General features: G+C 72.5%; 13 protein-coding genes, 1 tRNA gene and 1 rRNA gene. 10 read left to right on the top strand and 5 right to left on the bottom strand.

Annotated elements, in window-relative coordinates:
- Both rrf and ACZ7IF_RS33485 read left to right on the top strand, forming a co-directional pair.
- Positions 1–93: ribosomal RNA gene (rrf, locus tag ACZ7IF_RS33490) — 5S ribosomal RNA — on the top strand; the annotation flags it as partial.
- Positions 94–98: 5 nt separating this feature from the next.
- Positions 99–171, top strand: a tRNA-Thr gene (locus ACZ7IF_RS33485).
- A gap of 141 nt (positions 172–312) precedes the next feature.
- Here the strand turns inward: ACZ7IF_RS33485 and ACZ7IF_RS33480 are convergent.
- On the bottom strand, positions 313–2,895 hold the full coding sequence (locus ACZ7IF_RS33480; protein ID WP_470979384.1) for a SpoIIE family protein phosphatase: 2,583 nt from the start codon (positions 2,893–2,895) through the stop codon (positions 313–315).
- Between the two features lie 167 nt (positions 2,896–3,062).
- On the opposite strand from ACZ7IF_RS33480, the gene ACZ7IF_RS33475 reads away from it, so the two are divergent.
- From ACZ7IF_RS33475 to ACZ7IF_RS33440, 8 genes are all read left to right on the top strand, one after another.
- A complete protein-coding gene (locus ACZ7IF_RS33475) occupies positions 3,063–8,564 on the top strand; it encodes a HAMP domain-containing protein (protein ID WP_470979382.1) in 5,502 nt (1,833 codons plus the stop codon).
- A gap of 235 nt (positions 8,565–8,799) precedes the next feature.
- Positions 8,800–9,480, top strand: coding sequence for a response regulator (locus ACZ7IF_RS33470; protein WP_125818620.1), 681 nt, complete (start codon positions 8,800–8,802; stop codon positions 9,478–9,480).
- Positions 9,481–9,656: 176 nt separating this feature from the next.
- A complete protein-coding gene (locus tag ACZ7IF_RS33465; RefSeq protein ID WP_470979379.1) occupies positions 9,657–12,449 on the top strand; it encodes an FtsK/SpoIIIE family DNA translocase in 2,793 nt (930 codons plus the stop codon).
- A gap of 303 nt (positions 12,450–12,752) precedes the next feature.
- Positions 12,753–13,655 (top strand): helix-turn-helix domain-containing protein, encoded by a 903-nt coding sequence (locus tag ACZ7IF_RS33460; RefSeq protein ID WP_470979376.1) that lies wholly within the window; start codon positions 12,753–12,755, stop codon positions 13,653–13,655.
- Positions 13,656–13,780: 125 nt separating this feature from the next.
- Positions 13,781–15,283: a 30S ribosomal protein S12 methylthiotransferase RimO gene (rimO, locus tag ACZ7IF_RS33455; RefSeq protein WP_470979373.1), complete on the top strand. Its 1,503-nt coding sequence runs from the start codon at positions 13,781–13,783 to the stop codon at positions 15,281–15,283.
- Positions 15,280–15,936, top strand: coding sequence for a CDP-diacylglycerol--glycerol-3-phosphate 3-phosphatidyltransferase (gene pgsA / locus ACZ7IF_RS33450; protein WP_470979370.1), 657 nt, complete (start codon positions 15,280–15,282; stop codon positions 15,934–15,936). Before rimO ends, pgsA begins: the two co-directional genes overlap by 4 nt.
- A 65-nt stretch (positions 15,937–16,001) precedes the next feature.
- Positions 16,002–16,502, top strand: coding sequence for a CinA family protein (locus ACZ7IF_RS33445; protein ID WP_470979367.1), 501 nt, complete (start codon positions 16,002–16,004; stop codon positions 16,500–16,502).
- Positions 16,503–16,611: 109 nt separating this feature from the next.
- On the top strand, positions 16,612–16,992 hold the full coding sequence (locus ACZ7IF_RS33440) for a helix-turn-helix domain-containing protein (RefSeq protein ID WP_007266936.1): 381 nt from the start codon (positions 16,612–16,614) through the stop codon (positions 16,990–16,992).
- Between the two features lie 419 nt (positions 16,993–17,411).
- Here ACZ7IF_RS33440 and ACZ7IF_RS33435 read toward each other — a convergent pair whose 3' ends face one another.
- The 4 genes from ACZ7IF_RS33435 to ACZ7IF_RS33420 form a co-directional block, all read right to left on the bottom strand.
- Positions 17,412–18,218, bottom strand: coding sequence for an SDR family NAD(P)-dependent oxidoreductase (locus tag ACZ7IF_RS33435; protein WP_470979364.1), 807 nt, complete (start codon positions 18,216–18,218; stop codon positions 17,412–17,414).
- Complete coding sequence (locus ACZ7IF_RS33430; protein ID WP_470979362.1) at positions 18,215–19,027, bottom strand: Fpg/Nei family DNA glycosylase; 813 nt, start codon at positions 19,025–19,027, stop codon at positions 18,215–18,217. The genes ACZ7IF_RS33435 and ACZ7IF_RS33430 overlap by 4 nt, the downstream gene beginning before the upstream one ends.
- Positions 19,028–19,129: 102 nt before the next feature.
- The gene (locus ACZ7IF_RS33425; protein WP_470979359.1) at positions 19,130–19,846 is read right to left on the bottom strand and encodes a hypothetical protein; all 717 of its coding nucleotides are present in this window, start codon (positions 19,844–19,846) and stop codon (positions 19,130–19,132) included.
- A 182-nt stretch (positions 19,847–20,028) separates the two neighbouring features.
- A complete protein-coding gene (locus tag ACZ7IF_RS33420; RefSeq protein WP_470979356.1) occupies positions 20,029–24,621 on the bottom strand; it encodes an ATP-dependent helicase in 4,593 nt (1,530 codons plus the stop codon).
- Positions 24,622–24,695: the final 74 nt, after the last annotated feature.

The raw sequence follows: 24,695 nt of genomic DNA, 5'->3' as shown, positions 1-24,695 counted from the left end.
ACGCCCGGTTACATTCCGAACCCGGAAGCTAAGCCTTTCAGCGCCGATGGTACTGCAGGGGGGACCCTGTGGGAGAGTAGGACGCCGCCGAACAACCCGCCCTTTTAGCTCAGTCGGTAGAGCGTCTCCATGGTAAGGAGAAGGTCAACGGTTCGATTCCGTTAAAGGGCTCAAAGAGAAAAGGCCCCCGCCATCTGGCGGGGGCCTTTTTGCGTTTCCGGACCGGCGGGCGGACCGGCGGACCGGTCAAGGGGAGGGAACTGCCCCCGCCCCCGGGCGCCTTGCCGGCGGCCCGGGGGAGCGGTGGGTGGCTCAGGAGCCTTCGCGCTGCTGGGGGACGCGGAAGGCCAGGATGGCCATGTCGTCCGAGGCCGGTTCGGCGGCGAAGCGTTCGACCGCGCGCAGGACGCGTGAGGCGACCGCGCCCGCCGTGAGACCGGTGCAGGTGGTGAGGACCTCCGCGAGGCCGTCGTCGCCGAGCATCCTGGTGCCCTCGCGGCGTTCGGTGACCCCGTCCGTGACGCAGAGCAGGACGTCGCCCGGGTCGAGGGTCATGGTCTGTTCGTAGAGGTCGAGTTCGTCGATCACACCGAGCAGCGGCTGCGGCTCGGCGGCCGGCGTGACCTCGCCGTCCGGCCGCAGGCGCAGCGGGAGGGGGTGGCCCGCGCAGACGACCTTCATCAGGGCGCCGCCGTCGGGCTGCGGGTGGAGCTCCCCGTAGAGGAGGGTGAGGAAGCGGCTGCGGGCCCCCTCGTCGAGGATCGCCGCGTTCAGCCGCTCCAGCACCGCCGGCCCGCCGAGGCCCTCGCGGGCCAGGAGGCGCAGGGCGTGGCGGGCCAGACCGGTGACGGCGGCCGCCTCGGGGCCCGTACCGCAGACATCGCCGATGGCGAAACCGTACGCGCCGTCGCGGATCGGGAAGACGTCGTAGAAGTCACCGCCGACCTCGTTGCCCTCGCCGGCGGCGCGGTAGATGACCTCGACCTCCATGCCGGGGATGGCGGGGGAGCCGGGCGGCAGGAGGCTGCGCTGGAGCGAGCGGCTGATGGCGGTGCGTTCGGAGTACAGGCGCGCGTTGTCCAGGGCCAGGGCCGCGCGCCGGGAGAGGTCGTCGGCGAGTTCGAGGATCTCCTGGCGGAAGTGCTCCTCGCTGGGCTTGCCGAGGGTCAGCATGCCGATCACCCGGTTGCGGGCGAGGAGCGGCAGGACGACCGTCTCGCCGCCGACCGCGGCGGCCGTCGCCGGCCAGGGGCGGGCGCCGGCCTCGCGGACCGGTTCGGGCGGGTCGACGCGGGACAGCAGGGCCTTGAGGCCGTCGATGCGCTCCTCGTCCTCGTGCAGGACGTAGGCCAGGTAGGGCTCCGACGCCTGGTCGGCGATGGTGTAGACGGCGCACCAGGTGGCGAGCGTCGGGACGGTCATCTGGGCCATGAGGGCCAGGGTCTGGTCCCGGTCGAGGGTGCCGGCGAGCAGGTCGGAGGCCTCGACGAGGAAGGACAGGGAGCCGCGGCGCAGCCGTTCCAGCTCGCCGAGGCGCGCGGACTCGACGGCGAGGGCGATGCGGTCCGCTGCGAACTGGAGGCGCAGGGCCTCCTCGTTCGTGTAGCGGCCCGGGCCCTCGGCGGCGACGCCGAGGGAGCCGGTGAGCCGGCCCTCGACCTTGAGGGGGACGGTGACGACGGAGCGCATGCCGGTGGACTCCAGGAGCGGTACGGCTCCGGGGACGACGGCGAGGTCGTCGTGGACGGCGGGCAGGCGGGCCGATCCGTAGCGGCTGGTGCCGGCCTCGACGGGGACGCGGGCGAAGCGCTGGCGGGTGGAGGGCAGGCCGGTGGTCGCGCGGACCTCCAGCTCGGTCTCGTCGTCGGTGGCCAGCAGCAGGAAGGCGGCGTCGGCGTCGAGCATGTCGCGGGCCCGCTCGACGGTGCGTTGGAGCAGCCCGTCGAGGTCGTCGGGGGCGGGTGAGCCGATGAAGACCTCGAAGGGGTCGATGGGGCGGGGCTCGCTGTGCTGGCCGTCGGAGGAGGGGACGCGTACGGGGGTCTGGAGCAGGGCCCGCTCGTCGTCGTGGACGAGGAGGCAGACGATGGAGGGCTCGCCGTGGGCGTCGCGGACCCGCAGGTGGGAGGCGTAGACGGGGATGACGCGGCCGTCGGCGCCGCGGATGCCGTAGCTGCCCTCCCAGCGGGACAGGCGCAGTGCCTCGGCGACGCCGGTGCCGGTGCCCGGGGTCTGGGGCCAGGCGGCGATCTCGGCGAGGGGGCGGCCGACGGCCTTCTCCGCGGGGTAGCCGAAGATGTGCTCGGCGTCCTCGTTCCAGGCGGAGATGACGTCGGTGGCGTCGATCTGGAGGACGGCGACGCGGACCCGGCTCTCGGCCAGGGGCAGGAACTGGTCCGGTACGACGGGGCCGGCGGAGCGGGTACCGACCGGCCGGTCCGGGAGGTCGAGGCGGAACCACACGTGTTTGTGGGTGGCGGTGTACTCGACGCCCCAGCGGGTGGCGAGGGCGGCGCAGAGCATCAGCCCGCGGCCGCTCTCGCGGTCGGGATCGGCGTACGGGCGCTCGCCGGGGTGCCGCAGGGGCAGCTCGCGCTCGGGGTAGCGGTCGGCGACCTCGACGCGTACGCCGTCCTCGGCGCGCAGGCACAGGACCTCGGCCCTGGTCCCGGCGTGCACCACGGCGTTGGTGACGAGCTCGCTGGTCAGCACGACCGCGTCGTCGACGATGTCCGCGAAGCCCCAGCCGTGCAGCGTGTCGCGCACGAACGCGCGGGCGGCGGCGACCGACCGCCCTTGAGGGTCGAAGCTGGCAGCCGCCCGTGCCGTGATCACTAGTCTCCTTCGACGCGGTTGGACATCGGATGCCAGGTTACTTACCTTCGCGGTCCCCATGAGGCCGTCGTACCGGATTCCACCCGCAGGGTGCGGCCGGTGTGCGATGGTGCCGAAGTGTTATCGCCGGGTTCGGCCAGGGTGAAACACTGGGCAGGCTTGGAGAGCCGGCTCTTGGACAGCCGGTGTCCGGTGGAACAGAGGTCGACCCTTTCGGGAGGGACACGGTGGAGTCAGGCGCAGCGGTGCGGCGTACGGGAACGCGCCCCAAGGGCGGTCGGTCCCGGCGGAACGGGACCACGGAAGTCGACACCGCCGCTCTGAACCGTCTGCTCACGGCCCTGGTGTCGATGCGGGACGGGAATTTCCGCAAGCGGCTGACGGTGTCCGGCGAGGGCGTGATGGCGGAGATCGCCGCCGTCTACAACGAGGTCGCCGACCGCAATCTGCACCTGACCGGTGAGCTGTCCCGGGTCCGGCGGATGGTGGGCCGTGAGGGCAAGCTGAGCGAGCGGCTGGAGACGGGGGCCTGTGAGGGCTCCTGGGCGGCCGCGATCGACGCGTCGAACCAGCTGGTGGACGATCTCGCGCGGCCGGTGTCCGAGGTGGGCCGGGTGCTGTCGGCGGTGGCCGAGGGCGACCTGGACCAGCGGATGGACCTGCGGACGCAGGCCCCGGACGGGGTGGGGCATCCGCTGCGCGGGGAGTTCCTGAAGGTCGGGCGCACGGTCAACAACCTGGTCGACCAGCTGTCGGCGTTCACCGACGAGGTGACGCGGGTGGCGCTGGAGGTCGGTACGGAGGGCAAACTGGGCGGTCAGGCCCAGGTGCGCGGAATGTCCGGTTCTTGGAAGGACCTGACCGACTCCGTCAACACGATGGCGTACCGGCTCACCGCTCAGGTGCGTGACATCGCCCTCGTCACGACGGCGGTCGCCAAGGGCGATCTCTCGCGCAAGGTCACGGTGCACGTGGCCGGCGAGATGCTCCAGCTGAAGAACACCGTGAACACCATGGTGGACCAGCTGTCCTCGTTCTCCTCCGAGGTGACGCGCGTCGCCCGCGAGGTGGGCACGGAGGGCGAGCTGGGCGGCCAGGCGAAGGTGCCCGGGGTCGCGGGCGTGTGGAAGGACCTGACCGACTCCGTCAACACGATGGCGGGGAACCTGACGGCGCAGGTGCGCGGTATCGCACAGGTGACGACGGCCGTCGCGAACGGCGACCTGTCGCAGAAGGTGCGGGTCAGCGCGCGCGGCGAGGTCGCGCAGCTGGCCGAAACGATCAATCAGATGACGGAGACCCTGCGGACCTTCGCGGACGAGGTCACGCGCGTGGCCAGCGAGGTCGGTGCGAAGGGCCTCCTCGGCGGTCAGGCGCAGGTGCCGGGGGCGGCCGGTACCTGGAAGGACCTCACCGACTCGGTGAACACGGTCTTCCGCAACCTCACCACGCAGGTGCGGGACATCGCCCAGGTGACGACGGCGGTGGCCAACGGCGATCTGTCGCAGAAGGTCACGGTCAACGTGGCCGGCGAGATGCTGGAGCTGAAGAACACCGTCAACACGATGGTGGACCAGCTGCAGTCCTTCGGTGCGGAAGTGACGCGTGTGGCCCGTGAGGTCGGCGTCGAGGGTGAGCTGGGCGGTCAGGCGCAGGTGCCGGGGGCGGCCGGTACCTGGAAGGACCTCACCGACTCGGTGAACACCGCCTTCCGCAACCTCACCGGGCAGGTCCGCAACATCGCCCAGGTGACGACGGCGGTGGCCAACGGCGATCTGTCGCAGAAGGTCACGGTGGACGTCTCCGGCGAGATGCTCCAGCTGAAGAACACCGTGAACACGATGGTGGACCAGCTGTCGGCCTTCGCGGAGCAGGTGACCCGGGTGGCCCGGGACGTGGGTACGGAGGGCCGGCTCGGCGGTCAGGCCAAGGTCGAGGGGGTCTCCGGCACCTGGAAGGAGCTCACCGACTCCGTCAACTTCATGGCGGGGAACCTGACCTCCCAGGTGCGTCAGATCGCCCAGGTGACGACGGCGGTGGCGCGGGGCGACCTGTCGCAGAAGATCGACGTGGACGCCCGGGGCGAGATCCTGGAGCTGAAGAACACCCTCAACACGATGGTCGACCAGCTCTCCGCCTTCGCGGAGCAGGTGACCCGGGTCGCCCGGGACGTGGGCACCGAGGGCCGGCTCGGGGGCCAGGCGCAGGTGCCGGGTGTGGCCGGGGTGTGGCGGGACCTGACGGACTCGGTGAACGGCATGGCCGGGAACCTGACTTCGCAGGTGCGCAACATCGCGCAGGTCGCGACGGCGGTGGCGCGGGGCGACCTGTCGCAGAAGATCGACGTGGACGCCCGGGGCGAGATCCTGGAGCTGAAGAACACCCTCAACACGATGGTCGACCAGCTGTCGAACTTCGCGGAGCAGGTGACCCGGGTCGCCCGCGAGGTGGGTACCGAGGGCATCCTCGGCGGGCAGGCGGAGGTCAAGGGCGTCTCCGGCACCTGGAAGGACCTCACCCAGTCCGTCAACTTCATGGCGAACAACCTGACGTCGCAGGTGCGCAACATCGCCGAGGTGACCACGGCCGTGGCCATGGGCGACCTCTCCAAGAAGATCACGGTGGACGCCAAGGGCGAGATCCTCGAACTGGTCACCACCGTGAACACGATGGTCGACCAGCTGTCCTCCTTCGCGGAGCAGGTGACGCGGGTGGCGCGTGAGGTGGGCTCCGAGGGCATCCTCGGCGGGCAGGCCCGGGTGCGCGGGGTGACCGGCATCTGGAAGGACCTCACCGACAACGTCAACCTGATGGCCAACAACCTGACCTCGCAGGTGCGCAACATCTCGCAGGTGTCGGCGGCGGTCGCCAACGGCGACCTGACGAAGAAGGTCACCGTCGAGGCGCGCGGCGAGGTCGCGCAGCTCGCCGACACCGTCAACACGATGGTGAAGACCCTGTCGTCCTTCGCGGACGAGGTCACGCGCGTGGCCCGCGAGGTGGGCACGGAGGGCAGGCTGGGCGGTCAGGCGCACGTGCCGGGCGTCTCGGGGACGTGGAAGGACCTCACCGACTCGGTGAACTTCATGGCGTCCAACCTCACCGGCCAGGTGCGGCAGATCGCCATGGTCACGACCGCCATCGCCAAGGGCGACATGACCAAGAAGATCGACATCGACGCCCGCGGGGAGATCCTGGAGCTCAAGACGACCATCAACACGATGGTCGACCAGCTGTCCTCCTTCGCCGACCAGGTGACGCGGGTGGCCCGCGAGGTGGGCACCGAGGGCATCCTCGGCGGCCAGGCCCGGGTGCGCGACGTGGACGGCACCTGGCGGGACCTGACCGAGTCCGTGAACGAGATGGCCGGCAACCTCACCCGGCAGGTGCGCGCCATCGCGGCCGTGGCCACCGCGGTGACCCGCGGCGACCTGAGCCTGAAGGTCGACGTGGACGCGGCGGGCGAGATCCAGGTGCTCCAGGACAACATCAACACGATGATCGTCAACCTGCGGGACACCACCCTGGCCAACAAGGAACAGGACTGGCTCAAGGGCAACCTCGCGCGGATCTCGGCCCTGATGCAGGGCCGCCGGGACCTGGACGACGTGGCCTCGCTGATCATGAGCGAGCTGACCCCGGTGGTCTCCGCGCAGCACGGGGCCTTCTTCCTCGCCGTCCCGGCCGGCGGGACCCCCGAGATCGGGGCGGACGGCGGCGCGGAGGGCCCGTACGAGCTGCGGATGCGCGGGAGCTACGCGTACGCGGGCGGCCAGATGCCCATCTCCTTCCGGCCCGGCGAGGGGCTGATCGGCACGGTGGCCGAGGAGAAGCGGACGATCCTCGTCGAGAACACCCCGCCCGGCTACCTGAAGATCTCCTCGGGGCTGGGCGAGGCGCCGCCGGCGCACGTGATCGTGCTGCCGGTGCTGTTCGAGGGGAAGGTGCTCGGGGTCATCGAGCTGGCGTCGTTCACGCCGTTCACGCAGATCCAGAAGGACTTCCTGAGCCAGATCGCCGAGATGATCGGTACGAGCGTCAACACCATCTCCGTGAACTCCAAGACGGAGATGCTGCTCAAGCAGTCGCAGGAGATGACCGAGCAGCTGCGCGAGCGCTCCGACGAGCTGGAGAACCGGCAGAAGGCCCTCCAGGCCGCGAACGCGGAGCTGGAGGAGAAGGCCGAACTGCTGGCCCAGCAGAACCGGGACATCGAGGTGAAGAACACCGAGATCGAGGAGGCCCGGCAGGTCCTGGAGGAGCGCGCCGAGCAACTCGCGGTCTCCATGCGGTACAAGAGCGAGTTCCTCGCGAACATGTCGCACGAGCTGCGCACTCCGCTGAACTCGCTGCTGATCCTGGCCAAGCTGCTCGCCGACAACGCGGACGAGAACCTCTCGCCGAAGCAGGTGGAGTTCGCCGAGACCATCCACGGCGCGGGCTCGGACCTGCTCCAGCTGATCAACGACATCCTCGACCTGTCGAAGGTCGAGGCGGGCAAGATGGACGTCTCGCCGACGCGGATCGCGCTGGTCCAGCTCGTGGACTACGTGGAGGCCACCTTCCGGCCGCTGACCGCTGAGAAGGGGCTGGACTTCTCGGTACGGGTCTCCCCGGAGCTGCCCGCGACCCTGCACACCGACGAGCAGCGGCTGCTCCAGGTGCTGCGCAACCTGCTGTCCAACGCGGTGAAGTTCACCGACAACGGGGCCGTGGAGCTGGTGATCCGGCCCGCCGGGGCCGATGTGCCGACGGCCATCCGGGAGCAGCTGCTGGAGGCGGGGTCGCTGCGGGACGCGGACGCCGACCTGATCGCCTTCTCCGTGACCGACACCGGGATCGGGATCGCGGCGAGCAAGATGCTGGTGATCTTCGAGGCGTTCAAGCAGGCCGACGGCACCACCAGCCGCAAGTACGGCGGCACGGGGCTCGGGCTGTCCATCAGCCGGGAGATCGCCCGGCTGCTGGGCGGGGAGATCCACGCGGCCAGTGAGCCCGGCCGGGGGTCGACCTTCACGCTGTACCTGCCGCTGCACCCGAGCGAGCTGCCGCCGCAGGGGTACGCGCCGCCGACGCCCGGCGGGGCGCGCGGGGAGTACCGCAGGGCGGCCGAGGAGGAGCCGTCGGCGGTTCAGCCGCTCCCGGCGGCGCTGCCGGCGCCGCTGAGCGCGGCACCGCCGCGGCAGGCGCTGCCGGTGGCGGAACCGGCCGGGCAGGGATCCTCGGCGCTGTTCCGGCGCCGGCGCAAGCCGTCGGCCGGTCCGCTGCCGCGCACCGAGGTGCCGGGGCAGTCGGAGGGCGACGCCTGGGACCTGGAGGAGCCGCTGCCGGTGCCGCCGCGTACGTACGGCTTCCACGGCGAGCGGGTGCTGATCGTGGACGACGACGTGCGCAACGTGTTCGCCCTGACGAGCGTGCTGGAGCAGCACGGGCTGGCGGTGCTGTACGCGGAGAACGGCCGGGAGGGCATCGAGGTCCTGGAGCAGAACGACGACGTGGCGGTCGTGCTGATGGACATCATGATGCCGGAGATGGACGGGTACGCGACGACCTCGGCGATCCGGCGGATGCCGCAGTTCGCGGGGCTGCCGATCATCGCGCTGACGGCGAAGGCGATGAAGGGGGACCGGGAGAAGGCCATCGACTCCGGGGCTTCCGACTACGTCACCAAGCCCGTCGAGCCCGACTACCTGCTGACGGTCATGGAACAGCACATGCACGGAAACTGATCGGAGGGCGGGCCGCGGGCGGAGACCGGGAGGGGAACCTTTGGGTCTCCCCTCACGTTTCCGCTTCGTGCACAGTGACATCTTGGTGACAGGGTGTGGCGATCTCGGGACTGGGGCTACGATGACCGGCACAAGGACGGACGGCTCAAGGATGTCGTCCTCTGGGGCGGGGCCCGGCGCGCATGCCGGAGCCAGGAGCCGGGGAGGCCCCATGCCGGGGCGAGGAGGACAGGGCATGGTGCAGAAGGCCAAGATCCTCCTGGTCGACGACCGGCCGGAGAATCTGCTGGCGCTGGAGGCCATCCTCTCCGCGCTCGATCAGACACTGGTCCGGGCGTCGTCGGGGGAGGAAGCGCTCAAAGCGCTGCTTACGGACGATTTCGCGGTCATCCTGCTGGATGTCCAGATGCCGGGCATGGACGGATTCGAAACGGCCGCGCACATCAAGCGGCGCGAACGGACCCGGGACATCCCGATCATCTTCCTCACCGCGATCAACCACGGTCCGCACCACACCTTCCGCGGTTACGCGGCGGGCGCGGTGGACTACATCTCGAAGCCGTTCGACCCGTGGGTGCTGCGTGCCAAGGTCTCGGTGTTCGTCGAGCTGTACACCAAGAACTGCCAGCTGCGGGAGCAGGCGGCCCTGCTGCGCCTCCAGCTGGAGGGCGGCGGTACCAACGGCGACGGCGGCCGGGAGACGGCCGGGCTGCTGGCCGAGCTCTCCGCGCGGCTGGCGGCGGTCGAGGAACAGGCCGAGGCGCTGACCAAGCAGCTCGGCGAGGATTCGGCGGACGCCGGGGTGGTCGCCACGGCCGCCCATCTGGAGCGGAAGCTGACCGGGCTGCGGCGGGCGCTCGACGCGCTGGAGCCGGGAGCCAGCGGGGGAGCCGCCGTCCTGCCCGCCCAGGGCTGAGACCGCCGGGCCGCCGGGCTGCCCGTGGCGCGACGGCGGAGCGGCCCGCCCGGCAACCCCACTGGGTACCCGTCAGTTCTGTCACGGCGTCAAAGCGCTTACGGGCGGGGCGACACGAACGGGTGAAGGGGTGGGCACGCGTGTCCACCGGCGTGCGCACAGGTAACCTCGGGCCCATGGCCTCAAGTACGTCCGGCAAGGGTTCCCAGAGCACGGCGGGCACCGCCAAGGGCCGCACCGGCCGTACGACGGCGCCGACCAAGAAGGCGGCCCCGCGTAAGCCCCCCGCGAAGAAGGCCGCCGCGGCCAAGCGCCCCCCGGCGAAGAAGGCCGCCGCGAAGCCGGCGCCGTCGCCGAGCGGGGGAGTGGTGCGGCTGGTCCGCTGGTGCTGGCTCGGTCTCGCGCACGCCGTCGGCGGGCTGTTCCGCGGGATCGGCAGGGGCGCCAAGAACCTGGACCCGGCCCACCGCAAGGACGGTGTGGCGCTGCTGCTGCTCGCCCTCGCGCTGATCGTCGCCGCCGGCACCTGGTCGAACCTGAGCGGGCCCGTCGGGGACCTCGTCACGATGCTGGTCACCGGGGCCTTCGGGCGCCTCGACCTGCTCGTGCCGATCCTGCTGGGGGTCATGGCGGCACGTTTCATCCGCCACCCCGAGCAGACCGACGCCAACGGGCGCATCGGGATCGGCCTGTCCGCCCTCGTCATCGGCGTCCTCGGGCTGGTGCACATCGCCTGCGGGGCGCCCGGCCGGGACGAGGGCACCACCGCCATGCAGAACGCGGGCGGGCTGATCGGCTGGGGCGCCTCCAAGCCGCTGATCTTCACCATGGGGGCACCGCTGGCCGTGCCCATGCTGGTGCTGCTGACGGTCTTCGGGCTGCTGGTGGTCACCGCCACCCCGGTCGCCGCGATCCCGCAGCGGCTGCGCCGCGCCGGGATCCGGCTCGGGGTGGTCCAGCCCAACGAATACGACGAGGGGTACGGGGAGCCGCACGAGGGCTCCGGCCGGCAGGACCGCCACGACGCCGAGCAGTGGCAGGCCCGCACCGGCGGTGCCGGCGATCCGGTGGACGAGGCGGAGGAGGCGGCCCTGGCGCGGCGGCGCCGGCCCCGGCGGAGCGCCGCGCGGCCGGGCGGGCGCGAGCCGGACGCCGTCGACGTCGCGGCGGCGGCAGCGGCCGCGCTGGACGGGGTGGTCTACGGGGGGCTGCCGCCGAACCCGCTGGTCGCCGATCTCACCCAGGGGATCTCCGTCCGGGGGGAGGGGGCGGAGGTCACCGCTCCGGTGCCGCCCGCCCGGGAGGAACGGCCCGTCCCCGCCCAGGCGTCCGCCCCGGCCCGGGGGCCGGCGGACGCCCCGGCCGACGACTCCGGTGCGCCGAACGAGCGGACCGCGGCGGCCTCCGGGACGCTGTCGGTGCCGGACCTGACGAAGAGCCCGCCGCCGGCCCAGCCGCTGCCGCCGCGGGCCGAACAGCTCCAGCTGCGCGGGGACATCACGTACGCGCTGCCCTCGCTGGAGCTGCTGGAGAAGGGCGGGCCCGGCAAGACCCGCAGCGCCGCGAACGACACCGTGGTGGCGGCGTTGACGAACGTGTTCACCGAGTTCAAGGTGGACGCGCAGGTCACCGGCTTCACCCGGGGCCCGACGGTCACCCGGTACGAGGTGACGCTCGGCGCCGCGGTGAAGGTCGAGCGGATCACCGCGCTGGCGAAGAACATCGCCTATGCCGTGGCCTCGCCGGACGTGCGGATCATCAGCCCGATCCCGGGCAAGTCGGCCGTCGGCATCGAGATCCCGAACACCGACCGCGAGATGGTCAACCTGGGCGACGTGCTGCGCCTCGCGGACGCCGCCGAGGACGACCACCCGATGCTGGTCGCGCTCGGCAAGGACGTCGAGGGCGGCTACGTCATGGCCAACCTCGCCAAGATGCCGCACGTGCTGGTCGCGGGCGCCACCGGCTCCGGCAAGTCCTCCTGCATCAACTGCCTGATCACCTCGATCATGGTGCGGGCCACCCCGGAGGACGTCCGGATGGTCCTGGTCGACCCCAAGCGGGTCGAGCTGACCGCCTACGAGGGCATCCCGCACCTGATCACGCCGATCATCACCAACCCCAAGCGGGCCGCCGAGGCCCTCCAGTGGGTCGTGCGCGAGATGGACCTGCGCTACGACGACCTGGCCGCCTTCGGCTACCGGCACATCGACGACTTCAACCAGGCGATCCGGGACGGCAAGATCAAGCTGCCGCCGGGCAGCGAGCGGGAGCTCAGCCCGTACCCGTACCTGCTGGTGATCGTCGACGAGCTCGCGGACCTGATGATGGTGGCCCCGCGCGACGTCGAGGACTCGATCGTCCGCATCACCCAGCTCGCCCGCGCGGCCGGCATCCACCTGGTGCTCGCCACCCAGCGGCCCTCGGTGGACGTGGTGACCGGTCTGATCAAGGCGAACGTGCCCTCGCGGCTGGCGTTCGCGACCTCCTCCCTGGCCGACAGCCGGGTCATCCTGGACCAGCCGGGCGCGGAGAAGCTGATCGGCAAGGGTGACGGGCTGTTCCTGCCGATGGGTGCGAACAAGCCGGTCCGCCTCCAGGGCGCCTTCGTCACCGAGGACGAGATCGCCGGGATCGTCCAGCACTGCAAGGACCAGATGGCGCCCGTCTTCCGGGACGACGTCACGGTCGGGCAGAAGCAGAAGAAGGAGATCGACGAGGAGATCGGCGACGACCTGGACCTGCTGTGCCAGGCGGCGGAACTGGTGGTCTCCACCCAGTTCGGCTCCACCTCGATGCTCCAGCGCAAGCTGCGGGTGGGCTTCGCCAAGGCGGGCCGGCTGATGGACCTGATGGAGTCCCGCGGGGTCGTCGGGCCGAGCGAGGGATCCAAGGCGCGCGACGTGCTGGTCAAGCCCGACGAGCTCGACGGGGTGCTCGCCGTGATCCGCGGCGAGGAGGCCCCGTAGGACACCGGGAACCCCCGGGGGCACCCGGGTCCCGGGGGAAGCGGAATCCCCCGGAGTCCCGGACGCCCCCTTAGAACGGGGGTCCGGCCGCCTCACCCGACCGAATGGGATCGTGGCCGGATCGTCACCCGATCAGGCGGCAACCGTTTCCCTTGGGCGTGCGTCAAGTTGAGGGAGGCACCGGCGGCCGTTCCCGTCGCCATTCGGATGGCGTAGGAAGCGGACCCTCCGGTTGCCCCACCCTTTCGTCCCCCCCCTAGACTGGACATCCAGCAGGTGGCTACACGCTCGAAAGGCGCCCTTGTGTCCATCGGCAAATCCAACTCCCCCGAAGAAGAGCGGCCTTCGACCGACGCCCGGTCCGAGGACCGGTCCGAGGACCGCATCGTCGAGCGCTCCGTCGAAGAGCCGTCCATCGGGACGGCCCTGAAGAAGGCCCGGATCGCCGCCGGGCTCACCGTCGACGAGGTCAGTTCCACCACCCGCGTGCGCATCCCGATCGTGCACGCGATCGAAGAGGACGACTTCACGCGGTGCGGCGGCGACGTCTACGCCCGCGGCCACATCCGTACGCTCGCCCGCGCCGTGCACCTCGACCCGGCACCCCTGGTCGAGCGCTACGACGCGGCCCACGGCGGCAGGCCGGCGCCCACCCCCGCCGCGCCGATGTTCGAGGCCGAGCGGATCCGCCCCGAGCGGCAGCGGCCCAACTGGACCGCCGCCATGGTCGCCGCCATCGTCGCGGTGATCGGTTTCGTCGGCTTCACCGCCTTCAGCGGCGGCGACGAGCAGTCCAAGCGGCCGGTGGCGGAAGGTTCCGTCTCCCCGAAGCCCGCGCCCAAGCAGTCCGCGGGCAAGCAGCCCGCCGCCCCGACCCCCCAGGCTCCCAAGCCGGAGCCCTCGGACAGCGCCATCGCCGCCGCGCCCAAGGACCTCGTCACCGTCGTCCTGACGGCCGACGCCGGCGAGAGCTGGATCTCCGCGAAGGACCACAGCGGCCGGCTCCTCTTCGACGGCACGCTCGCGCAGGGCGAGTCGAAGACCTTCACGGACAAGGAGTCCCTGGACCTCGTCCTCGGCGACGCCGGGGCCGTCAAGCTGTTCGTGAACGGCAAGGAGATCAAGGAGAGGTTCGAGTCGGGACAGGTCGAACGTCTCACCTACACCAAGGACGACCCGCCCCAGGGCCAGGCCCAGGCGGGCTGACCAGCACGGAATAAGAAATTCCAGATCCCCGGGATCCCGCGCGGCGGCCGCCGCCGGCCCCGGGGATCTTGCCGTGGGGGGACTTGGGGCGGGGGTGGGCGCCGGGACGAAGTAGTCTTGAGTCCATGCCCGAACGCCGTACCGTCGCCCTTGTCACTCTTGGCTGCGCCCGTAACGAGGTGGACTCGGAGGAGCTCGCAGGCCGCTTGGCGGCGGATGGCTGGGAGCTCGTCGAGGACGCCGCCGACGCGGACGTAGCCGTCGTCAACACCTGTGGCTTCGTCGAAGCCGCCAAGAAGGACTCCGTAGACGCCCTGCTGGAAGCCAACGATCTCAAGGATCACGGCAAGACCCAGGCCGTCGTCGCCGTCGGCTGTATGGCCGAGCGCTACGGCAAGGAACTCGCCGAAGCGCTCCCCGAGGCCGACGGAGTCCTCGGTTTCGACGACTACGCCGACATCTCCAACCGCCTCCAGACCATCCTCAGCGGTGGCAGCGTCGAGGCGCACACCCCGCGCGACCGGCGCAAGCTGCTGCCGATCAGCCCGGCCGAGCGGCAGAGCGCCGACGTGGCGCTGCCCGGCCACGCCCAGGCCGCCGAGGAGCCCGCCCCGGCCCCCGCCGACCTGCCGGACGGGCTCGCCCCCGCCTCCGGGCCGCGCGCGCCGCTGCGCCGCCGCCTGGACAAGAGCCCGGTCGCCTCCGTGAAGCTCGCCTCCGGCTGTGACCGGCGCTGCTCCTTCTGCGCCATCCCGTCCTTCCGCGGCTCCTTCATCTCCCGCCGCCCCAGCGACGTGCTGGGCGAGACGCGCTGGCTCGCCGAGCAGGGCGTCAAGGAGATCATGCTGGTCTCCGAGAACAACACCTCGTACGGCAAGGACCTGGGCGACATCCGCCTGCTGGAGACCCTGCTGCCCGAGCTGGCCGCCGTCGACGGCATCGAGCGCGTCCGCGTCAGCTACCTCCAGCCCGCCGAGATGCGGCCCGGGCTGATCGACGTACTCACCTCGACCCCCAAGGTCGTGCCGTACTTCGACCTGTCCTTCCAGCACTCGGCCCCCGACGTGCTGCGCGCCATGCGCCGCTTCGGCGACACCGACCGCTTCCTGGAGCTGCTGGACACCATCCGCTCCAAGGCCCCGCAGGCCGGCGTCCGGTCCAACTTCATCGTCGGCTTCCCCGGCGAGAAGGAGTCGGACTTCGCCGAGCTGGAGCGTTTCCTCACGCACGCACGCCTCGACGCCATCGGCGTCTTCGGCTACTCGGACGAGGACGGCACCGAGGCCGCGGGCTACGAGGGCAAGCTGGACGAGGACACCATCGCCGAGCGGCTCGCGCACATGCAGCGGCTCGCCGAGGAGCTCACCTCGCAGCGCGCGGAGGAGCGGATCGGCGAGACCCTGGAGGTGCTCGTCGAGACGGTCGTCCCGCTCGACGAGGCGGAGGAGGGCGAGGGCGCCTACGGGCGCGCCGCGCACCAGGCTCCCGAGACCGACGGCCAGGTCGTCTTCACCGACGGCGCGGGCCTGGTCCCCGGGCGCATCGTCACCGCCAAGGTGGTCGGAACCCTGGGCGTCGACCTCGTCGCCGAGCCCCTGGGCGTGGAACTCGAGGAGGCGGCCGGATGACCGGAGTCCCGGCATCGGCGGCGGGCGGGACCGGCCGCCGGCCCACGCCCGGCACGAAGCTCGGGACTGCGGCCGTCAACCAGGCCAGCCTCTGGAACATCGCCAACATCCTGACGATGATCCGGCTCGTCCTCGTGCCGGGATTCGTCCTGCTGCTGCTCGCCGACGGGGGCTACGACCCCGTCTGGCGGGCGCTGGCGTGGGCGGCCTTCGCCGTCGCCATGATCACGGACGTGTTCGACGGGCACCTGGCCAGGACGTACAACCTGGTCACGGACTTCGGGAAGATCGCCGACCCCATCGCCGACAAGGCGATCATGGGGTCGGCGCTCGTGTGTCTCTCCTGGCTCGGTGACCTGCCCTGGTGGGTGACCGGGGTGATCCTCGGGCGCGAGCTCGGCATCACGCTGATGCGGTTCTGGGTGATCCGGTACGGGGTGATCCCGGCCAGCCGGGGCGGCAAGCTGAAGACCCTGGCCCAGGGCACCGCGGTGGGCATGTACGTGCTCGCGCTGACCGGGCCGCTGGCGACCATGCGGTTCTGGGTGATGGCCGTCGCCGTCGTGCTGACCGTCGTCACCGGTTTGGACTACATCCGGCAGGCCGTGGTGCTGCGCCGGGCCGGTCTGGCGGCGGAGCGGGCCGCGAAGTGACATACGGGGCGGGGGATGTGCCGGAGGCCGCGGAAGCGGCGGAAGGTGCCGCGGGGGCGGCGGCGGTGGCCGAAGACGTGCTGCGGCTGCTTGCGGAGAGTGACCAGACCCTTGCCGTCGCGGAATCACTGACTGGCGGAATGGTGGCTTCCGAGCTGACGGCGGTGCCGGGGGCCTCGCGCGCCTTCCGCGGCTCGGTCACGGCGTACGCCACTGAACTGAAGCACCGCGTCCTCGGGGTGGACGCGAAGCTGCTCGCGGCCGAAGGTGCGGTGAACGCGCAGGTCGCGGAGGAGATGGCCGCCGGTGTCCGGCAGGCGCTGGGGGCCTCGTGGGGGATCGCGACGACCGGAGTGGCCGGCCCGGACCCCCAGGACGGGCAGCCGGTGGGCACCGTTTTCATCGCCGTGGCGGGTCCGGGGAGCAGGAAAACGGCCCGGCTGCGGTTGAACGGCTCCCGTGCGGAAATCCGTAGGGAGAGTGTACGGACAGTGCTCGAACTCCTCTCGAGCGAACTCCGCGAGAATCTGCGGGGGCAGGATACGGAACAGAACGGGGGGATCTGATGTTTGCAGCCCTGAGTGAACACGACATCGCTCCCCGCACGGCCGCGGCGCGAGGCGGTACGGTGGGGCGTGAAGGTTACGGCTACACGGTCAGAGGAGGGAGCCACCGATGATTCTGCTCCGTCGCCTGCTGGGTGACGTGCTGCGTCGGCAGCGCCAGCGCCAGGGCCGTACTCTGCGCGAAGTCTCCTCGTCCGCCCGAGTTTCGCTCGGCTATCTCTCCGAGGTGGAGCGGGGGCAGAAGGAGGCATCCTCCGAGCTGCTCTCCGCGATCTGCGACGCGCTGGACGTACGGATGTCCGAGCTGATGCGCGAAGTCAGTGACGAGCTGTCGCTGGCGGAGCTTGCGCAGTCGGCCGCCGCAAGCGAACCGGTGCCGGCACCGGTGCGCCCGATGCTCAATTCGGTCTCCGTGGCTTCGGTCACGGGCGGACCCGAGCGGGTGACCATCAAGGCACCCGTGGAAGCGGTGAACGTCGTAGCCGCTTGAGCGTGCCGTTGGGTATGTGAGCGTGGCGGGAGCCCCGGGTGGTGCGTGAAGCACCGGCCGGGGCTCCTTGCCGTTCCGGGGCCTCGCGGGGCAGGTGCCCGGCGTTCTGGGTGCGGGGGTGCGGAGGGTGCGGGAGGATGGGCCCGTCCGGGAACCGGCCCTCCCCCAGACTCCGTCTGGGGGGACCCTCAGGGAGGTCGCCGTGCGGCGGTTACTGCGCATACCTGTGGCGGTGCCCTTCGCCCTGGCCGTGGCGGCGCTGTGGTGGTGGGCCGTGCTGCGGCTGGCGCTGGCACCGGCCGAGGCGGGTCCGGTGGAGGGCGCGATGGCGGTCGGCGGCTGGGGCCTGGGGCTGCTGCCGGTGCACTGCGTGCCGGGGCCCGGGCGCGGGGCCGGCGGGGAGCGGTCCGCGGTGGGTGCTACCAGGGCATCGACACCCCGCCGTTCGGGCGCAGGATCTGGCCCGTCATGAAGGACGAGGCGTCCGAGGCCAGGTAGAGCACGGCCTGGGCGATGTCCTCGGGCTCGCCGACCCGGCCCAGCGGGGACATGCGGACCATGGCGGCCTCCGTCTGCCGCTGGACCTCGGGGCCGTGGCGGCCGGTCATGGGGGTGCGGATCCATCCGGGGGCGACGGCGTTGACGCGGATCCCGTGCGGGCCGCTCTCGGTGGCCAGGGTCCTGGTCAGCTGGACCACGGCGGCCTTGGCGGCGCTGTAGCAGAGCAGGCCGGGCTGGGCGGCGTCCACGGCGCCGGAGGCCATGGTGACGACCGAGCCGGGGCGGCCGGCGGAGATCATCGCGCGGACGGCCTCCTGGCAGGTGCGCAGGACTCCCTTGAAGTTGATGTCGAGGATCCGGTCGAGGTCCTCGTCGGTGGTGTCCAGGACGCTGCTGGTGTGCATGACCCCGGCGATGGCGGCCGCGATGTCGAGCGGTCCGGCGGCGGCGACGGCGGCCCGCAGGGCGGCCCGGTCGGTGACGTCGAGGGGGCGGGCGGCGGCGGTGCCGCCGTCCTCGGCGATCAGGGCCGCGGTTTCGGCGAGGCCCCGTTCGTCGAGGTCCGCGCAGTGGACGGCGGCTCCGGCCCGGGCGAGGAGGAGGGCGGTGGCACGGCCTATGCCGCTCGCGGCTCCGGTGACGAGCGCGGTGCGGCCGGTGAGGTCGTACGGGGCGATCGGTGTGGGCATGCCAGGACCGTACGAGTGGATCTGACGGACCGTCAACTGGTGGGATGCTCCGGGACCGGGCCGGACTGGCAGCGGGGGCACCAGTACGTGGGCCGGCCGTCCTGCGGGGCCTCGCGGACGGGGGTGCCGCAGCGCAGGCAGGGGCGGTGGGCGCGGCCGTAGACGAAGAGCTCCCGGCCGGGGCGGCGGCTGCCGGTGGTGTTGCGGGCGCCGCCGTGGCCGGTGTTCGCCGCCAGCAGGCGCTGGGCGGCGGCCGCGACGCGGGGGAGGGTGGTCCCGGGGTCGGGGAGCGCGCCGACCGGGGTCCAGGGCGTGACCCGGGCGAGGAAGCAGAGCTCGCACTTGTAGATGTTGCCGATGCCCGCCAGGTTGCGCTGGTCGAGCAGGGCCTCGCCGAGGGGGCGGCCGGGGTCGGAGAGGAGGTTGGCTGCGGCCCGCTCCTGGTCCCAGTCGGGGCCGAGGAGGTCGGGGCCGAGGTGGCCCACGGCCCGGGCCTCGTCCGCGGTGCGCAGCAGTTCCAGGACGGGGAGCCGGTAGCCGACCGCGGTGGCGCCGGCGGTGGACAGGACGGCCCGGATCTCGTGGGAGGGTCCGCCGCGCCATTTCTCGCCGGGACCGAAGAGCTTCCAGGCGCCGTCCATGCCGAGGTGGCTGTGGAGGGTGAGGCCGCCTTCGAGGCGGGTGAGGAGGTGCTTGCCGCGCGGGGTGACGTCGAGGACGGTGCGGCCGGTGAGGTCCGCGGTGGCGAAGCGGGGCACGCGCAGGTCGGCGTGGGTGAGGGGGCTGCCCGCGAGGGCGGCGTGCAGCCGGGCCGCCGCGCGCTGGACGCTGTCTCCTTCGGGCATGGGGCCATTGTCGGGCCCGGGGACGCCCCGAACCCCCTGGGCGGGGTGGCCGCCGCAGGGGGTTCGCGGATCAGGAGGGGTGAGGGCCGGGTGGGCCGCTCATCACTTCCAGGTGAGGCCCTTCTGCGGCGGGGAGGCCAGGTTGTTGTACGGGTCGCCCCAGTACAGGGCGCCGGATACCTTCGTCTGGGCCGAGGGCGCGAGGGCGATCACGCAGTTGGTCTGGGTCTGGCCGTTGGTGAAGCCCTTCGGCAGCGAGTCGTCCTTGCACTTCTCGAACTTGCCGATGATCGAGACGCCCTGCGCCTCGCTGCCGTCACCGAGCAGGCCCTTGAAGTGGCCGACCGAGGTGAACGACAGGTCCGTCGTGCCGGTGTTCTTGACCGTGTAGCGGATGTAGTAGGGGATCATCCCCTTGACCTTGTCGCCGAGCTTGAGCGGCTCCAGGTCGGCCGGGTTGCCCTGCTCGATCGAGGCGACCGTGAGGGCGAGCTGGCCGCCCTTGTTGCTGCCGTAGCTGAACGGGACGGTGGCCGTCTCGCCGATCTTGAAGGACTGGCCGGACTTCGCCACGGCGCCGCCGGCGGCACCGCCCGGGGCCGCGGAGGCGCCCGCCGAGCCGTCGTAGCCGCTCGCGGAGGCGCCGGGCGCCGGGGCGACCGGCTGGGCCGAGGAGCCGGCGGACGGGGCGGCGGACGGCGCGGCCGGAGCCGCCGGGGTCTCCTCGATGCCGTCCTTGCAGCCGGTCAGGACGAGGGTTCCGGCGACGGCGAGGCCGGCCGCGGCGAGGGTGGTCCTGCGCATGCTGTTGGTGCTCACTGTTCTTGTCCCCCATGACGGGGCACCGCCGAGCGCGGTGCCTGTGATCACCTTTGATAAGCCACGGATAAGCGGCTGGGCCAGCCCAGGAGCCCCTGCGGAGCGGCTGGCAGCAGTTTCGTGACATGCCCAAGACATACGTGTCCGGGTCGAGACCGCACCGGGTCCGCGGGCCCGCGGCGTCAGCTGCGCAGCCGCAGCCCCCTCGGGGTGGCGTGGAAGCCCGCCGCCTCCAGGGCCGCGCCCAGCGGGGAGGTCAGGGCCGCCGCCGCGTTGATCCGCTCCACCGTCAGCGCCGGCAGGGTGCCCGCGCGGGAGCCGGCGGCCAGCGCCGCCACGGCCGCCTCCAGGCGCGGATCCCCGGGATCCGGCCAGGCCAGCAGGGTCTTGCCGCCGCGCTCCAGATACAGGGTCAGCTCCCCGTCGACCAGCACCACCAGGGAGCCCGCCTTGCGGCCCGGCTTGTGCGCGGCGCCCGCCGGGGGCTCCGGCCAGGGCAGGGCCGCCCCGTACGCGTTCGCCGGATCGGCGGCGGCCAGAACCACCGCCGCCAGCGGCGGAGGGTTCTTCTCGGCGGCGCGGAGCCGGTCCACGGCCCCGTCCATCGCGAACTGGGCCGCGCCCAGACCCTCCACCACGTACCCCCGGCGGGCTTGGCCGCCGTCCTCGAACGCCGACAGCACCCGGTAGACCGCGCTGAAGCCGCCCTCGACGCCCTCCGCCGCGACCGCCCCCCGCGTGACCACCCCGTGCCGGTCCAGCAGGGTGCGGGCCAGGGCGTGCGCCCGGTGGGTCGGGTCGGGGGCCTGCGCGGGCAGCAGCGACCAGCGGCCCGAGACCGTGGGCGGGCCGTTGCGGGACACCGACGCGCCCAGGCTGCCGTACCGGCCGCGCGGAACGGTGCGCCGGGCCCGGTGCGCGGTGGCGCCCGCCGTACGGCCCGAGCCCAGCAGCGAGCGCAGGGGGGCCAGGGTGTCGTTCGTCAGCCGGCCCGACCAGGCCAGGTCCCACAGCACCTCGGAGAGCTCCAGGTCGGAGGCCTCCGGGTGGCGGGCGCGGACGGACTGGGTGATCTGCCGGAAGAACAGGCCGTACCCGCCGGACAGGCTCTCCAGGACCGCCTGGTGCAGCGGGCCCGGCTCCAGCGGATGCGGCTCGGGCAGCAGCAGCGGAGCGGCGTCCGCCAGGTACAGGGAGATCCAGCCGTCCTTGCCCGGCAGGGCCCCCGCACCCGCCCACACCACCTCCCCGGTACTGGTCAGCTCGTCCAGCAGCGTCGGCGAGTACCCCGCCACCCGCGAGGGCAGGATCAGCCGCTCCAGCGCCGAAGCCGGCACCGGTGCCCCCTGGAGCTGCTCCACGGCGCGGGCCAGGCCGTCGATCCCGCGCAGGGCCCCGCCCAGGTGCTGCCACTGGGGCAGGAAGGTGGCCAGAGAGGCCGGCGGGACCGGCTCCAGCTCCTGGCGCAGCGCCGCCAGCGAACGCCGCCGCAGCCTGCGCAGCACCGTCGCGTCGCACCACTCCTGGCCGATGCCCGCCGGATGGAACTCGCCCTGCACCACCCGGCCCGCCGCCGCGAGCCGGTGCAGGGCGCCCTCGGTCACCGCCGCGCCCAGGCCCAGGCGGGCGGCCACCACAACCGTGGTGAACGGCCCGTGGGTGCGCGCGTACCGGGCCAGGAGATCGCCGAGCGGGTCCTTGACCGGCTCGGTGAACGCCTCCGGCACCCCGACCGGCAGGGCCGTGCCCAGCGCGTCCCGCAGCCGGCCCGCGTCCTCGATCGCCGCCCAGTGGTCCGCGCCGCCGATCCGCACCCGGATCGCCCGCCGGGCCGCCTCCAGCGCCCGCGCCCAGGCGGGCTCGGCCCCGCGCGCGGCCAGCTCGGCATCCGTCAGCGGGCCCAGCAGCCGCAGCAGGTCCGCCACCGACTCGGCGTCCTTGGCGCGCCGGTCCTCCGTCAGCCACTGGAGCTCCCGCTCCAGTTCCTCCAGCACCTGCGCGTCGAGCAGCTCCCGCAGCTCGGCCTGGCCCAGCAGCTCGGCCAGCAGCCGGGAGTCCAGCGACAGTGCCGCCGCCCGCCGCTCGGCCAGCGGCGAGTCCCCCTCGTACAGGAACTGCGCCACGTACCCGAAGAGGAGGGAACGGGCGAACGGCGAGGGTTCCGGGGTGGTGACCTCGACCAGCCGGACCCGGCGCGCCTCGATGTCCCCCATCAGCTCGGCCAGGCCCGGTACGTCGAACACGTCCTGGAGGCACTCGCGTACGGCTTCCAGCACGATCGGGAAGGAGCCGAACTCCGAAGCCACCTGGAGCAGTTGCGAGGCGCGCTGGCGCTGCTGCCACAGCGGGGTCCGCTTGCCCGGACTGCGGCGCGGCAGCAGCAGCGCGCGCGCCGCGCACTCGCGGAACCGGGAGGCGAACAGGGCCGAGCCGCCCACCTGGTCGGTGACGATCCCCGAGACCTCGCCCTGGTCGAAGGCCACGTCCGCCGCTCCCAGCGGGGCCTGTTCGTCGTCGAACTCGAACGCCGCCGGCCGGGCGGGATCGTGGTCCAGCAGGTCCATGGAGAGCAGGTCGGCGTCCGGCAGGCGCAGCACGATCCCGTCGTCGGCGTGCATCACCTGGGCGTCCATGCCGTACTTCTCGGCGAGGCGGGCGCCCAGCGCCAGCGCCCACGGAGCGTGCACCTGCGCGCCGAAGGGGGAGTGGACGACGACCCGCCAGTCGCCGAGCTCGTCCCGGAACCGTTCGACCAGGATGGTCCGGTCGTCCGGCACGTGCCCGCAGGCCTCCCGCTGCTCCGCCAGGTAGGCGAGCACGTTGTCGGCGGCCCAGCCGTCGAGGCCGGCCGCCAGCAGCCGCAGCCGGGCGTCCCCGTCGGAGAGCGCGCCCAGCTCCCGGAGGAACGCGCCGACCGCGCGGCCCAGTTCCAGGGGGCGGCCCAGCTGGTCGCCCTTCCAGAACGGCAGCCGGCCCGGCACTCCGGGGGCGGGGGTGACCAGGACCCGGTCACGGGTGATGTCCTCGATCCGCCAGGAGGTGGTGCCCAGGGTGAACACGTCGCCCACGCGGGACTCGTAGACCATCTCCTCGTCCAGCTCGCCGACCCGGCCGCCGCCCTTCTTCGGGTCGGCGCCCGCCAGGAACACCCCGAACAGGCCCCGGTCCGGGATGGTGCCCCCGGAGGTGACCGCGAGGCGCTGCGCACCGGGCCGCCCCGTGACCGTCCCGGCGACCCGGTCCCACACCACGCGCGGTCTGAGCTCGGCGAACGCGTCCGACGGGTAGCGGCCCGCCAGCATGTCCAGCACCGAGGTGAACGCCGACTCGGGCAGCGCCGCGAAGGGCGCCGCCCGCCGCACCAGCGCGAGCAGCTCGTCCAGCTGCCAGGTGTCCATGGCGGTCATCGCCACCAGCTGCTGGGCGAGCACGTCCAGCGGGTTGGAGGGGATCCGCAGCGACTCGATCGCCCCGGTCCGCATCCGCTCGGTGACCACGGCGGCCTGGACCAGGTCCCCCCGGTACTTGGGGAAGACCACGCCGGTGGAGACGGCGCCCACCTGGTGCCCGGCGCGGCCCACGCGCTGGAGCCCCGACGCCACCGACGGCGGCGACTCCACCTGCACCACCAGGTCCACGGCGCCCATGTCGATGCCCAGCTCCAGGCTGGAGGTGGCGACCACGGCGGGCAGCCGGCCCGCCTTCAGGTCCTCCTCGACCAGCGCCCGCTGCTCCTTGGACACCGAACCGTGGTGCGCGCGGGCCAGCAGCGGCGGGGCGCCCAGGGCGGCGCCCGACTGGGCCATGATCTCCGCCGGGGGCGGGGCACCCTCGGCGAGCGGCTCGCCCGTGGCCCGCTCGTGGGCGATCTCGTTGAGCCGGTTGCACAGCCGCTCCGCGAGACGGCGGGAGTTGGCGAACACGATCGTCGACCGGTGGGCCTGCACCAGGTCCGCGATCCGCTCCTCCACATGGGGCCAGATCGACGGCTTGTCGCCGCCCTCCCGGCCCTCGGTCGCCGGGGAGCCGCCCAACTCGCCCATGTCCTCGACCGGGACGACCACCGACAGGTCGAACTCCTTGGACGAGGGCGGCTGCACGATCTCCACCCGGCCGCGAGGCGCGAGGTAGCGGGCCACCTCCTCCACCGGCCGGACCGTCGCCGACAGCCCGATCCGGCGGGCCGGCCGCGGCAGCAGCTCGTCCAGACGCTCCAGGGACAGCGCCAGATGCGCGCCGCGCTTGGTCCCGGCGACCGCGTGCACCTCGTCCAGGATGACCGTCTCCACCCCGGACAGCGCCTCCCGCGCCGCCGAGGTCAGCATCAGGAACAGCGACTCCGGCGTGGTGATCAGGATGTCCGGCGGCCGCGTCGCCAGCGCCCGGCGCTCGGCGGCCGGTGTGTCCCCCGAGCGGATCCCCACCCGGATGTCCGGCTCGGGCAGCCCCAGGCGGGCCGACTCCTGCCGGATCCCCGTCAGCGGACTGCGCAGGTTGCGCTCCACGTCCACCGCCAGGGCCTTCAGCGGCGACACGTACAGCACCCGGCACCGCTTGCGCGCCTCGGCCGGCGGCGGCTGCGAGGCGAGCCGGTCCAGGGCGGCGAGGAAGGCGGCCAGGGTCTTGCCGGAACCCGTCGGCGCCACCACCAGGACGTCCGAGCCCTCCCCGATGGCCCGCCAGGCGCCCTCCTGCGCGGAGGTGGGCGTACGGAAGGCCCCCGTGAACCACGAGCGGGTCGCGGGGGAGAACGAGTCGAGCGCAGCGCCTGCCATGCCCCCATCGTGCACCCCGCCTCTGACAACCGGGCCCACCTGGGCAAACGCCCGGTCGCGGCGGGGCGCAGAAT

The organism is Streptomyces sp. NPDC037421 (assembly GCF_055602105.1).
The sequence above is the reverse complement of the archived record's forward strand: the minus strand, read 5'-3'. Positions and strand labels throughout refer to the sequence as shown.